This is a genomic window from Virgibacillus kekensis (assembly GCF_042654125.1).
Classification (GTDB): Bacteria; Bacillota; Bacilli; order Bacillales; family Amphibacillaceae; genus Lentibacillus; species Lentibacillus kekensis.
In genome coordinates this window covers 1,166,291-1,179,922 of the sequence record NZ_JBHSFU010000004.1, presented here as the reverse complement: position 1 = coordinate 1,179,922, position 13,632 = coordinate 1,166,291, and the positions used below count along the sequence as shown (strand labels likewise).

The window sequence follows — 13,632 nt, the reverse complement described above, 5'->3', positions numbered from 1 at the left end:
TGCAGTTGCTGCTGTCCATTCAGAAACATCACTCCAGTTTCTAACTACCCAGCTATCCCCTTTTTCCGAAGATTATAAAAGAATTTCGTGATTTATACCCGAAATCTCAATAGAGTTAGTAGAGCATAATGTAGTGAAAATAAAGCAAGACGTAAATGAAGGAATACTTGATTTGGGTGTGGTAGCATTACCGGTAGAGGATCAATTTGACGTTACTCCTTTTGTCCAAGAAGAGATCATGGTCTTTGTTCATCCTTCCCACCCTCTCGCTACTAGAGAAAAGGTTTCTTTACTAGAATTAAAAGATGAATCATTTGTCTTATTCCAAGATGATTCTACCCTCTACCAGCAAATTATGCATGAGTGTATACAAGCAGGGTTTCAACCCAATGTTGCCTATCAAAGTATCTATTGGATTTTATTACGGGGTTGGTGGGACAGAATCTTGGCATCTCCATTTTTCCTCAATATGTTGCAACAAGAGTAGATCAAAGTCTAATTAAAGCTACTCCTATTGTTAACCCACCTATTATCTGGAAATTAGGAATTATTTTAAAAAAAGATAAGTATGTATCCCATGCAGCAAGAGAAATGGTTTCCTATATTTGTTCTTTAATAAAATGAGATGGATTGCGTTTGGCATTAAAGTAGGTTAAAAAATGGAGTTAAACTTGGGAAAAAATGTAACGGGGGCTTTAGTTTTATAAGTGTTTGAAATAAAATAACAAATAACTCAGTTCATTGTTGGTTACCTCAAAAGTTAGAGTTTTATTATGTAGCAGATTAGCTAGATTGAATTCGGTATTGGACTGGACTCAATCCAGCCAATTTTTCTTTTGCTCGCACAAAAATATTGAAGCCCGCGTGTTTGCCAATTTATTGCTGCATCAATAAAGAAAATAAAAATTAGAGACGTTAACTGAATTTGAACCTAGGTTAAAGTACGCAGATCTCTGCCTTACTTTTGACTATAGTAACATAAAATAGTGCGATACCTTAACGAAGTATAAAAAAGACAAGCAACAATTGTCTTGTCTTTTTTATCTTATTTTTTATATTAAGTAGGTACTGGTGATCGAGTTCGAAATTGCACTTGAAACGTTGATATACCAATGTACTACTACAAATGCTATGTGTTAAATTGGTATAGAGCAGCATGTTATTTAACATCTATTTATAAGATTAATCCAAGACAGTCTTCAATCTTTTGTTTTAAAATTACGGATTTTTTCTCGTATTTCTATCCTTATTATTCGTTTAAAATATAATGATCGTTTGGTATTTTATACGAGTACAGATTTTCGATTGTGTTTTTTTGCTTCCTCTATATTTTTCATTTTATTGTCCCAACAAGCCTGACTTAAATTCACAGGATATTCGGCTGGATGTAAGGAACGTTTATATTCTTCCCATAATAGATTTAATTGTTGTTGTGCATAAGATTGAATTTCTTGGACCGAGGGACTTTTATACACAAGTGCGCCATGGTCGATAATATCTTCGTGCAAATCTTTAACCGTAAAGTTAGTGACGAATTTTCCAATGTACGTATACACTGGATGAAACATATGGAGTCCGACTTCTTTTTCTGGTTGTTCAAAGCTTAAGGTGATATAATCTCCTTCTGACTTTTTTGTATGATTATTGATAATGCGATACACATTCTTTAATCCTGGAGTAGTGACTTTTTCAGGGCTCGCAGAAATTTTGATGGTATCAATCATTTGTCCATTTTCATTTTCGATAGAGACAAGTTTATAAACAGCACCTAAAGCCGGTTGATCAAAGGCGGTTATCGCTTTCGTACCAACTCCCCATGCATCAATCTTCGCCCCTTGTGCCTTTAAATTCATCATGGTGTATTCATCAAGATCATTTGAAGCGAAAATTTTGGTGTCAAGAAATCCCGCTTGGTCTAGTAACTTTCTCGCTTCTTTAGAAAGAAATGCCAAGTCCCCACTATCTATCCGAATACCTTCAAAGTGAATGGTGCCCGCCAGTTCTTTGGCGACTTCGATTGCCGTCGGAACACCTGATTTGAGCGTGTCATACGTATCCACTAGGAAGACACAATTTTTGTGACGTTTTGCGTACTTATGGAAAGCGGTGTATTCATCTCGATACGCTTGAACAAAAGAATGAGAATGTGTTCCTGAAACAGGAAGACCAAACCGTTTTCCTGCTCGAACATTACTTGTACCAGAGAACCCACCAATATAAGCAGCTCTGGTACCCCATAAGGCGGCATCGAATTCATGTGCGCGTCTTGTACCAAACTCTGAGATGGGTTGGTCACCTGCGACTTGTTTCATTCGAGAAGCTTTAGTTGCGATGAGGGTATGATAGTTAACGATATTTAACAAGCCCGTCTCAATGAGTTGTGCTTCGATTAACGGTGCTTCAATACGAAGAATCGGTTCATTGCCAAATACAATTTCCCCTTCCTTCATCGCACGCACATTTCCTGTAAAACGTACAGATCGCAAAAACTCAATATAGTCTTTTTTATAACCAAGTTCTCTTAAATACTCCAAATCACTTTCGGAAAAATGAAATGTTTGGAGATAATCAATGATTCGCTCTAATCCAGCAAAAATCGCAAATCCGTTTCCAAATGGCAATTTTCGAAAATAAAGGTCAAATACAGCATTTTTGGTATGAATATTGTCTTCCCAATAAGACTCTGCCATATTGATTTGGTACAGGTCCGTGTGGAGGGCGAAACTGTCGTCCATATACTTGTACATAACACTTTCCTCCTAATGATTATGAGCACTATTATTTAGGACATTCATAAGCCCGACTAATCCTTATGCTGTATCGTCGCAATAACTTTTATATCTTTAATTTTGCAGCACATCTTAGAAAATCAACTGAGTAGTTTTACTGAAAAAAATCTTCATCATATATTTTAAAAACCCCTTTAGTTTACCATAACCAAAGGGGTAAAGCTTCGTAACGTTTTAAATCATACATCTTTTCTACAAACGGCATGCCTATATTTCAATAGATTATAAATTAGCAGTTGTAATTTCGTTTACTGCTAAAATTGCATCGGCAATTTGTTCTGGTGTAAGTTCTGGATTCATGTTATGCGATGTTTCTCCTGCTGCAGTTGCTAATTTACCAATCTTAATTAAGTCTTCATAAGTAGCATCCTCTAAATGAAGATCTTTCAATGTTGTTGGTAATTCAATTTCTTTGAAGAAGCTAGCATAACGTAAGATTTCAGTTTCTGAGTATCCTTCTAGTACTAATTGAGTTAAGACACCATAAGCTACTTTTTGACCATGAGTTAGATGATGAATTTCACCTTCTAATGCAGTAAATCCATTATGAACCGCATGAGCTGCAGCTACTCCACCATTTTCAAATCCTAATCCAGACAATAGTGTATTTGCTTCAATAATAGCTTCAACTTGCGGAGTTACTAATCCTTTTTTAGCTGCTCTATATGCTGCTATTCCTTGATCAAATAAAACTTTTTCTGCTTTTTCAGCAATAGCTTGTGCAGCAAGGGTTGCTTTTCCACCAGCCATTGTATCTGAATTTCGTTTTTGTGAAGCTCTTGCCTCAACAAGTGTTGCCATTGCATCTCCCATACCTGAAGCTAGAAGAAAGATTGGTGCACCAACAACTACTTTTGAATCAATTAAAACTAAATCCGGATTTTTATTATAGAATTTGTAACCCTCAAACACACCTTCATCTGAATAAACTACTGAAAGTGAACTTGTTGGTGCATCCGTAGATGCTGTTGTTGGTGCAACAACAACTGGAATACCTAGTGTATCACCAACTGCTTTTGCAGTATCGATTGTTTTCCCGCCACCTAGTCCGATTACTACGTCAGCATTTTTGTCTTTTCCTACTTTAGTAAGACGATCCATTTCTGCATTCGATGATTCACCATTAAACTCTTCATAAAAATAAGAAGTATTCGATGCTTTAAAGCTTTCTTCTATTGTACTTCCGGTAATTCCCCAAACGTTACTATCAGATAAAACGAGTGGTGAGTTCCCGATTTTCGCAATTTCTTCCCCGATTTGATTAAGAACCCCTGCACCTTGAATATATTTTTTTGGTGAAATAAAGACTTTTTTTTGTGTCACGATAATTCTCCTCCTAATATATTTTTAAATCAAATATCTTCAATTAGAGATATATGATTTAACTATATTTTAACACTTTGTAACTATAAATCAACAAATATGTTTCCAGACTTTATGATACCTGTTAGGACAAAAGTGTATAAAAGTAAAATCCGAACTGATTCGAATTCTGATCTTAGAATTCAAATCCATGTTCGGATTTTTGTCGAGAAGAAAATATTTTAAATCGTCGCCGTCAAAATAATTGCTTTAAAAATATATTAAAATTATAGTTCGTCTTTTGGCTTCTCAATTTTTCTTATGTCCAAGCTTCTTATAATGCCCCCGGCAGGATTCGAACCTGCGGCACACGGTTTAGGAAACCGATGCTCTATCCCCTGAGCTACGGGGGCATGATTGAAAATAAAAGCTAATATATATTGAAAAAAGTATGCTCTCTTATCACTCAAAACTAACCTGCTTATGACCTCAAGGATCTAGCGCTGAAGCTAGACAGCTTAAAAGTCACAATAACTATTATACAAAATACAATCGTTATTGAAAAGCCTGAATTACTATTTGACATGGAAGTGTCGATTTGGATGTGCTAAAATAAGATACATCTGTCGAATATTGTATTAAAGATTGGGGGGGAAGTGATGGCGGAAGTCCCGTTCATTGCTATTGAAGGACCGATTGGGATTGGAAAAACCTCACTTGCAAAGAAACTATCTTTCCATTTTGATTTTCATTTGCTGAAAGAAATTGTGGAAGAGAATCCATTTCTGGGAAAGTTTTACGATGATATTGATGAGTGGAGCTTTCAGACGGAAATGTTCTTTTTATGCAATAGGTTTAAACAGCTGGAAGATATCGAAAAGAAATACTTAAATAAGAATAAGGCAGTTATTGCCGATTATCATATATCTAAAAACATGATTTTTGCTAAACGAACACTCCAAGAAGATAAATTTGAAAAATACGAGCAAATTTACCATATCCTGACGAAAGATATGCCTGTTCCCAACATGATGATTTATTTGCATGCGAGTCTCGATACTATATTAAAACGGATTCGAATGCGGGGAAGAGATATTGAACAGAATATCAAACCTTCCTATCTTGCACAGCTTTCACAGGATTACGAAGACTATATGAATGAATTTGAAGTACTCCATCCTGAAATTCCTGTTATTCGGATTGATGGAGATGCGACCGACTTTGTGAAGCATCAGGACGACCTGGACGCGATTATAAAACAGGTTGAAAAGCAGCTTACTCAGCGTCCTGTTACTTTCAAACCATAAAGGGGACCAATGAAATGAATTTACGTGATAAATACCAGATTCCACATGACAGCATCATTACGATTGCCGGTACAGTTGGGGTCGGTAAATCAACGATGACAAAAGCGCTGGCCAATGCGCTAAATTTTAAAACGTCTTTTGAGAAAGTGGAGACCAACCCGTATCTGGGGAAATTTTACGATGATTTCGAACGATGGAGTTTTCACCTTCAGATTTACTTTCTCGCCGAGCGTTTTAAAGAACAAAAGAAAATTTTCGAATATGGAGGAGGATTTATCCAAGATCGTTCGATATATGAAGATACCGGGATTTTCGCCAAAATGCACTATGAAAATGGGACGATGTCCAAGACAGATTATGAGACATACACCAATTTGTTCGAGGCAATGGTCATGACGCCTTATTTCCCGCATCCAGACCTGCTGATTTATCTGGAAGGTTCTTTTGAAGAAATCCTGGAAAGAGTTCAAAGCCGCGGGAGAGAAATGGAACGCAATACTCCAATTTCCTATTGGGAAGAGATGTACGAACGCTACGAAAATTGGATTAATAACTTTAATTCTTGTCCTATTTTGCGAATTAACATTTCAGATTATGACCTGATTCAACAAGAAAATTCCATTGAACCAATTCTTGAGAAAATTGGTCACTTTATCCAACAATCAAGAAGATGGACGACACGGGAACTAATTAAATAATAATCAAAGGATGCACCTGAATGGGGCATCTTTTTTCTTTTCCTGTGATATGTATCACCACCTTTGGATGAAAATTTCGCTAAAGTGAATAGTGGGATAATAAAACAGGAAAGGATGAATATAGTGGCTACTATTCGTATGGAAAACACGAGGGATTTAGTGGTTGAAGCAGACCTGTCTGATCTGCAGTCATTTACCAATGAGGCAGTGAAAAACTTTGACATCTATAAAGATGAGATTGCGATGATCTATGAGAAGATGCCTAAATTTGAATATAAATATTTCTATTTTTATGCCTATTCCACATATAGACTACTTGAGGCCACAATGAATTTCGACTCCAGTGATGTGGGGCATATCCGTGTTTCAGCGCCTGATGAATTTTTCTATGCTTTTTACGGAATGATTGCAGCGCTGCATACCCAAGTTCAGACTGGTGACCAACAGGGACTTGGAGCATAAGTAAAACGCATATCGATTTCTAACCTGTCATACTATCTTCTTGTATGGCAGGTTTTTTGTCTTAAATGTTCTTATTATTTTGAAACTATTTTCGGTTATTTGCGTATTACGTTATATAGAGAGAATTATAATTGAAAAAAAGGGAGTTTAGATGGAAATTATTTTTATTTTAGCTGTTTTGTTGGTTTTGCGGTGGTAGGAGGAGCATTTTGGTTCGTTTATATGAAGTTCCGGTATAAAACTGTGCCGTCTAACGTTGCACTTATAATTACTGGTCCAAAACTGGGTGACCCGAAAACAGACAGTAATGTATTTCAGGATGATGAAGGAAGATATATGAAAGTTATCCGCGGAGGCGGGCACCGGTTAAGGATGTTTCAAACCCATACACCGGTATCTTTAACCGCATTTCAGTTAAAGATTACTACTCCAACCGTTTATACGAAGCAGGGTGTTCCCATTGTTGGTGAAGCTGTAGCCATGATAAAGGTAGCAGATTCACTAGAAGGAATCGCTAAATATGCGGAACAGTTTTTGGGACGTAAGCAAAATGAACTTGAAGCTGATATTGGAGAAGTGCTGGGTTCGAATCTGCGTGCTATCTTATCCAAGATGACGGTAGAGCAAATCAATAATGACCGGGAAAGTTTTAATGATCAGGTTCGTGAAATTGCTCAAAATCAGCTCGATGCAATGGGTTTTAAAATCACCAGTCTAGGACTGACTGACCTGAAAGACGTTGAAGGCAGTGACTATCTGACAAACCTGGGACGTCCAAGAACTGCTGAAGTCCAAAAGGCCGCTGAAATCGCTGAGGCAACCAATACTCGGGAAACAAAAGTACATAAGGCGAAGATGAATGAGGAAACACAGCGGGAAGAATACGAACGTGAAACCTCGATTGCTGAGTCGCGAAAAGAGAAAGAAATCAAAGATGCAGTATTCAAGGAAGAAACCGAACAGGCCCGAGCAAAAACAGAAGCAGCGTATGAACTGGAGAAAGCTGAACGTGAACTTGAAGTAGAAAAAGAACGACTGAAAATAATCAGTCAGAAGAAGGAAGAAGAGCTTCGTCTGAAACAGCTTGAGCGTGAACGAAATGTTAAACTGGAACAGGAAGAAGTGAAGGTACGAAAGGCGAAAGCGGATGCCGACTACTATGAAAAAATCCGTACCGCAGACGCTGAAGCAGAATCCAAAGAAAAAGAAGGGCGTGCGGAAGCAGAAGTAATCAAAATTAAGAGTCTGGCCGAAGTGGAAGCCATCGAAAAACGTGCTGAGGCACTGAATAAACATAAAGACGTCATGATGACTGAAATGCTTATCAAGATGATGCCTGACTTTGCTAAAGCAATCGCAGAACCATTGGGTAATGTTGAATCAATCCGAATTTTGGATGGCGGAGACGGTAAAGGCGTAAGCAATCTACCAGGCAGTGTAACGGGCATGATGGCAAATCTCCAGGATAGTTTATCCCAGATGACTGGATTGGACCTTAATGATATTATCAATAATTTCTCTGGGAAAAGTAACCTAAAAGGCGAACTTGGCTCTATTGCTCAGGGTCTTAATAAGCGTAATGAGACACCACCACATGGAGTAAGTGAAACTACCGGGGAGCAACACGACGAAACTCTTGAAGAAAACGATTAAGTAATAAGGTTAAAGAGGCTAACACAATAGACGTGTTAGCCTCTCTTCAAATCTAATTGTCCTCTATTTTGATATCAGCATTAGGCGAATTTCTTAAAGATGCTCGTGTACCATATTAAAAGCCGCTACTGATGTAGCGGCTTAAGGTGTTTATCTCCAATTTTATGCGCTTTTTAAAAAATGGAGGAGGTAGAGGGATTCGAACCCCCGCGCGGTTTGACCCGCCTGTCGGTTTTCAAGACCGATCCCTTCAGCCAGACTTGGGTATACCTCCGTGCGACAAAATATAATATAACATGCGCATAATACCTTGTCAACGAAAGGTGTTATTTTTTTATATTTTTTTATCAGGGGCTATTTCAAAAGGTGCTAAAAGGTTTATATAAATTCCAGTATTGCATAAAAAATAAGCCCAGAAGAATAACTTCCAGACTTAGAAATGTTAACACTTATTTGATGACTTCCTTGCCCCCCATATATGGACGCAATGCTTTTGGAACTACAACAGAACCATCTTGCTGCTGGTAATTCTCTAAAATGGCAGCTACTGTACGGCCAAGCGCCAGACCAGATCCATTCAACGTATGAACAAATTCCGGCTTACTCTTCTCTTCACGACGGAAACGGATACCAGCACGTCTTGCCTGAAAATCTTCAAAATTGGAGCAAGAAGAAATTTCACGGTAGGTATCCTGACTTGGAATCCACACTTCAATGTCGTATTTTTTGGCCGCAGTGAAACCAAGATCTCCTGTGCACATGCTCATAACTCTGTATGGTAATTCAAGAAGCTGTAGTACTTTTTCAGCATGCCCTGTCAGGGTTTCAAGGGTTTCATAAGAATCTTCCGGTTGGGCAAAATGGACAAGCTCCACCTTGTTGAACTGATGCTGACGGATTAGTCCACGTGTATCGCGTCCTGCAGAACCAGCCTCAGACCGGAAGCAGGCACTGAATGCAACAAACTTTTTCGGCAGGTCTTCACCTTTCAGGATATCATCACGGTAATAGTTGGTTACTGGAACCTCGGCTGTTGGAATTAAAAAGTAGTCCCAGTCTTCCACTTTAAATGCATCCTCTTCAAACTTAGGAAGCTGTCCGGTTCCAGTCATGCTCATCCGGTTAACCATATATGGTGGGAGCATTTCTTCATAACCATGTTCATCAGCATGAAGATCCATCATAAAGTTCATTAACGCACGTTCAAGACGTGCACCCAATCCTTTATAATAAACAAATCGACTACCTGTTACTTTACCAGCTCGTTCAAAATCCAGGATATCCAAATTGGTTGCTATGTCCCAATGTGGCTGTGCATCAAAATCGAACGTAGGCAATTCACCCCATTTTCGGACTTCTACATTATCATCTTCATCCTCGCCAACAGGTACACTTTCATGTGGAATATTTGGAATGGATAGCATCATTGTTTCTAGAGATTCTTCAATTTCTTTCAGCTCAGTATCAAGCGCCTTAATACGATCGCCAACCTCGCGCATTTCTTTGATTGCTGGCTCTGCATCTTTCTTTTCTTTTTTCAGAACGGAAATTTGCTTGGAAACCTCATTTCTTTTTGCTTTTAACTGTTCGGTTTCGGTAATAAGCTCTCGGCGGCGAATATCCAGCTCCCCGAAACGGTCAAGATCAGACAAATCCTCACCACGATGGGCCAGTTTTTCCTTTACCTCTTGAAAGTTGTTACGTAAGTATTTCATATCAAGCATGATAATTCCTCCTTTAAATTTTTCTTTGTCTAGGTTGTTTTATATAAATTGTTGTTTTTATACAAAATCTATAAACTGCGATGTAACAGCGAAGCTTCGCTCCGGCAGAATACTTGCTTTCCGGGGGCACGGCCTCAGCCTCCTCGCGGAAAAACACCGCTGTGGGGTCTTCGGACTCGTGCTGTTCTCCCAGGAGTCTACGTATTCTGCCTGCGCTTTCTTACGATTTTTAATTTATAAGATTAAATCAAACTTATTCCAGAAGCGAATGTGTGCTGTTATGTCGTACTTTTTTATCAACTGCGAGGGTTAAAAAGTAACAATCTTTACTAAAAAGCTTAAAAATAGACTAAAAAACTCCCGTCCCTAATGAATAGGGACGAGAGTTGTATTCCCGCGTTGCCACCCTGATTGAAGAGATTAACTCTTCCGGCTCAAAGTTGGTAACGGTACTTAACCGGGTTTACTTAATCAACGTTTTCATAAACCAGTTTAAGGATGGATTCCCAAGACGCCTGCATCGGTTCACACCAACCACCGACTCTCTTCAGTCAAGCACTCCAGGTACTATTTCCTTGCATTACTGTTTCATATATTATGATATATCATAGCTAATTATATACTAAGATGCAAGTGTTTGTTTTTCCAGCTCCAACGGTCAGCGACTAGTAAACTTCCCGAGCCCTCCTTGCGATAAGTCAACATTGGTTCGTTTTACTCACCATGTTTCCTTTATCTCATACGGTTAGGTCCAGTTTATACGTCGCTAAACGACCGTTCTCGCTTTCATTTTGGATTGTTCCACCATTTGGGCAAAATATTCAATAAACCGGTTATCGTCAGTCAGCTCTGGATGAAACGCAGTACATAAATACTGCCCTTGTTTGGCCGCCACAATACGTTCCTGGTAGGATGCAAGGACTTCAACCTCGGGACCAGCTTCCAGAATATACGGCGCACGGATAAACACAGCGTTAAAGTTATCGCCAACATGCATTACCGGAAGATCCGCTTCAAAACTTGCAACCTGACGGCCAAACGCATTTCTGGCAACCTTCATATTCATAAGTCCCAAGTGGGCCTTTTCCTGACCTTCGATTTCCTGTGCCATAAGGATCAATCCTGCACAAGTTCCGAATACTGGTTTTCCTTGCCTTCCAAATTCACGAATTGCATCAAAGAAATCATAACTGTCGATCAGACGGCGCATTGTTGTACTTTCTCCACCTGGAAGAATCAGTCCATCAATTTCAGCCAGCTGTTCTTTACGTTTTATCTCAACGGCTCTTGCACCAGTTGCCTCAATGGAACGAATATGTTCACGAACAGCTCCCTGGAGTGCAAGCACACCAATTGTATTCATAAGAATTCCTTCTTTCTTATTCGCTGCGATCCTGCATACGATCATGTGCCTCTAAGGTACTCATTTCAATACCTTTCATTGCAGTACCGAGACCTTTGGACAGCTCAGCGATTAATTTGAAGTCGTTATAATGTGTTGTCGCTTCTACAATCGCCTTTGCAAACTTTTCAGGGTTGTTGGATTTGAAGATACCTGATCCAACAAACACACCATCTGCTCCAAGATGCATCATAAGTGCTGCATCTGCTGGCGTTGCTACTCCACCTGCAGCAAAGTTAACTACCTGCAAACGGCCTTCTTCTTTAATCTCAAGTAGTAAATTATAAGGAGCACCGATTTCTTTTGCGAATGTCATGACTTCATCTTCAGACATTGCAGTCAGCATTCTGATTTCCGATTGAACCTGACGCATATGGCGAACCGCTTCTACAATGTTTCCTGTACCTGGTTCACCTTTTGTACGAAGCATGGATGCACCTTCGCCAATCCGGCGTGCTGCTTCCCCAAGATTACGGCATCCACAGACAAATGGTACAGTGTAATCGGATTTTTTTAGATGGAAAACATCGTCAGCAGGGGTTAGTACTTCACTCTCATCAATATAATCAACACCCATTGCTTCCAGTACACGTGCTTCAACTATATGGCCAATACGTGCTTTAGCCATTACTGGAATTGATACTGCATTTAGTACTTCTTCAGTAACCTCTGGACTGGCCATTCGAGCTACTCCACCGGCAGCACGAATATCAGAAGGAACACGTTCAAGAGCCATTACAGCTACTGCTCCAGCCGCTTCCGCGATTTTAGCCTGTTCGGCATTCACGACGTCCATTATAACGCCGCCTTTTTGCATTTCCGCCATTCCACGTTTTACTCGATCTGTACCTGTATTTGTCATATTTATTCCTCCTATGTCTGAAAACAATTCATCAGTACTATTTTACTATTTAGAACCATCCTTTTACAGTATCAACAATCGTATTAAACAAATTAGCGAAAAAATCACCAATTGCTCCGAGAGTCAACATGAACCAATTACTTTTCTCGACTGCATCTTTTGTTACAAGTGGAGCAGTTTGCGACTTCTTGTCAGGCTGAATGTAACCGTAATCTGTCTCTCCGTTAAAGACTAGCTTGGCAGCACCTATTTTTTCTCCTTTTTCAATCGGGGCAATAAGTTCACCATTTTCATTCAATTTGTCTTTATCAATTTTATATTCCACGCTGTACTTTTTCTTTTGCCCATTTTGAACAGGCGCCTTGAAAGCTTTATCGACAGCAACCTCAACCTTTTCTTCTTTACCTTTTGCTACAGGGATATCAGACTCACCTTTAAGCTGGTAGCCTTTAGGGAAAATTTCTTTCGATTCAAACTGTGAAAAACCATGATCCATCAGCTTAGCAGTCTGCGCGAAACGTGCTTCTTCACTTTTGGTTTTCATAACAACGGAGATAAACCGCTGGTCGTTCCGCTCTGCAGTACCAGTAAAACAGTAACCAGCTAGGTCGGTATAACCGGTTTTCAGTCCGTCAATTCCCTCATAGTGATATTGTTTCAGATAAGTAGCTTCATGAGGAAGCATATAGTTCCAGTTACGGATTGTCATGCCGTCAAATTCAGCTGTTGGCATGCTGGAAATCTCCAGTGCTTTTGGATAATCTTTTATCAAGTTATAGGCCAGCAATGCAGCTGAACGTGCAGACAATAAATTGTTGGCATCCGGCTCTGTTCCTTCTGGATAATTCTCCCCAAGGCTTGAGTTGGAAAGTCCAGTGGAATTCACAAATTTATAATCGGGCAATCCCATTTCTTTGGCTTTTTCATTCATCATTTTTACAAATTTGCCTTCTGAACCGGCAATCAGCTCGGCAAGTACAATTGTCGCCGCATTATCGGAATTGATAGCCATTGCATTGTATAATTCTTTTACTGTATAATCCTTATCCTGTGTAAGTCCCACACCGGAAAAAGATGGATCTGCAGAAATACTGTATGGATAGTCGCTTACCTGGGTTGTTGTTTCCCAACTGATCTCACCATTTTTAATAGCTTCCCATACAAGGTATTCTGTCATCATTTTAGTCATACTAGCTGGAGGTAATGCCATATCAGCATTTTTCTCGTATAAAATCTTACCAGTCTCAAAATCAACCAAAATAGCTGATTCTGCCTCTAAGTCTAATGTCTCTGCTGCGCTGGCAGTAATTGGCTGTGTAAATATAGCAGTCATTGCTAATAGAGCAATAAGAAGTAATGACATACTTTTTTGTAAATTATGTTTCACTTTCTTTACCTCCACTGATTTTAAGTCTATTGTTGTGAACAGTAAG

The 13,632-nt window shown here is 39.2% G+C and carries 11 protein-coding genes, 2 tRNA genes and 1 other annotated feature; of the genes, 5 read left to right on the top strand and 8 right to left on the bottom strand.

What is annotated here, in order from left to right:
* Positions 1 to 94 precede the first annotated feature (94 nt).
* Positions 95 to 487, top strand: a complete 393-nt coding sequence (locus ACFO3D_RS09820) for a LysR substrate-binding domain-containing protein (RefSeq protein ID WP_390295515.1) — start codon at positions 95 to 97, stop codon at positions 485 to 487.
* 796 nt (positions 488 to 1,283) lie between these two features.
* Here the strand turns inward: ACFO3D_RS09820 and ACFO3D_RS09815 are convergent.
* The 3 genes from ACFO3D_RS09815 to ACFO3D_RS09805 all read right to left on the bottom strand — a co-directional run bounded on the left by ACFO3D_RS09815 (position 1,284) and on the right by ACFO3D_RS09805 (position 4,504).
* Positions 1,284 to 2,747, bottom strand: coding sequence for a nicotinate phosphoribosyltransferase (locus ACFO3D_RS09815; protein ID WP_390295303.1), 1,464 nt, complete (start codon positions 2,745 to 2,747; stop codon positions 1,284 to 1,286).
* 264 nt (positions 2,748 to 3,011) lie between these two features.
* Entirely contained in the window at positions 3,012 to 4,112 is a 1,101-nt protein-coding gene (locus tag ACFO3D_RS09810; protein WP_390295301.1) for a glycerol dehydrogenase, read from the bottom strand.
* Between the two features lie 319 nt (positions 4,113 to 4,431).
* A tRNA-Arg gene (locus tag ACFO3D_RS09805) sits at positions 4,432 to 4,504 on the bottom strand.
* Positions 4,505 to 4,750: 246 nt separating this feature from the next.
* On the opposite strand from ACFO3D_RS09805, the gene ACFO3D_RS09800 reads away from it, so the two are divergent.
* The 4 genes from ACFO3D_RS09800 (at position 4,751) to ACFO3D_RS09785 (ending at position 8,211) form a co-directional block, all read left to right on the top strand.
* The gene (locus tag ACFO3D_RS09800; RefSeq protein WP_390295299.1) at positions 4,751 to 5,398 is read left to right on the top strand and encodes a deoxynucleoside kinase; all 648 of its coding nucleotides are present in this window, start codon (positions 4,751 to 4,753) and stop codon (positions 5,396 to 5,398) included.
* 14 nt (positions 5,399 to 5,412) lie between these two features.
* Entirely contained in the window at positions 5,413 to 6,096 is a 684-nt protein-coding gene (locus ACFO3D_RS09795; RefSeq protein WP_390295297.1) for a deoxynucleoside kinase, read from the top strand.
* Positions 6,097 to 6,219: 123 nt separating this feature from the next.
* The gene (locus ACFO3D_RS09790; RefSeq protein ID WP_390295295.1) at positions 6,220 to 6,558 is read left to right on the top strand and encodes a hypothetical protein; all 339 of its coding nucleotides are present in this window, start codon (positions 6,220 to 6,222) and stop codon (positions 6,556 to 6,558) included.
* 222 nt (positions 6,559 to 6,780) lie between these two features.
* Entirely contained in the window at positions 6,781 to 8,211 is a 1,431-nt protein-coding gene (locus ACFO3D_RS09785) for a flotillin family protein (RefSeq protein ID WP_390295293.1), read from the top strand.
* A gap of 181 nt (positions 8,212 to 8,392) precedes the next feature.
* On the opposite strand, the gene ACFO3D_RS09780 is transcribed toward ACFO3D_RS09785, so the two are convergent.
* The 5 genes from ACFO3D_RS09780 to ACFO3D_RS09760 all read right to left on the bottom strand — a co-directional run bounded on the left by ACFO3D_RS09780 (position 8,393) and on the right by ACFO3D_RS09760 (position 13,586).
* Positions 8,393 to 8,485: transfer RNA gene (locus ACFO3D_RS09780), tRNA-Ser, on the bottom strand.
* Positions 8,486 to 8,660: 175 nt separating this feature from the next.
* The gene (serS, locus tag ACFO3D_RS09775; RefSeq protein ID WP_390295291.1) at positions 8,661 to 9,935 is read right to left on the bottom strand and encodes a serine--tRNA ligase; all 1,275 of its coding nucleotides are present in this window, start codon (positions 9,933 to 9,935) and stop codon (positions 8,661 to 8,663) included.
* 372 nt (positions 9,936 to 10,307) lie between these two features.
* Positions 10,308 to 10,525: a binding site (T-box leader), on the bottom strand.
* Positions 10,526 to 10,701: 176 nt separating this feature from the next.
* Positions 10,702 to 11,298, bottom strand: coding sequence for a pyridoxal 5'-phosphate synthase glutaminase subunit PdxT (gene pdxT, locus ACFO3D_RS09770; protein ID WP_390295289.1), 597 nt, complete (start codon positions 11,296 to 11,298; stop codon positions 10,702 to 10,704).
* Between the two features lie 16 nt (positions 11,299 to 11,314).
* Positions 11,315 to 12,199, bottom strand: a complete 885-nt coding sequence (gene pdxS, locus ACFO3D_RS09765) for a pyridoxal 5'-phosphate synthase lyase subunit PdxS (protein ID WP_390295286.1) — start codon at positions 12,197 to 12,199, stop codon at positions 11,315 to 11,317.
* Positions 12,200 to 12,248: 49 nt separating this feature from the next.
* A complete protein-coding gene (locus tag ACFO3D_RS09760; RefSeq protein WP_390295284.1) occupies positions 12,249 to 13,586 on the bottom strand; it encodes a serine hydrolase in 1,338 nt (445 codons plus the stop codon).
* Positions 13,587 to 13,632 lie beyond the last annotated feature (46 nt).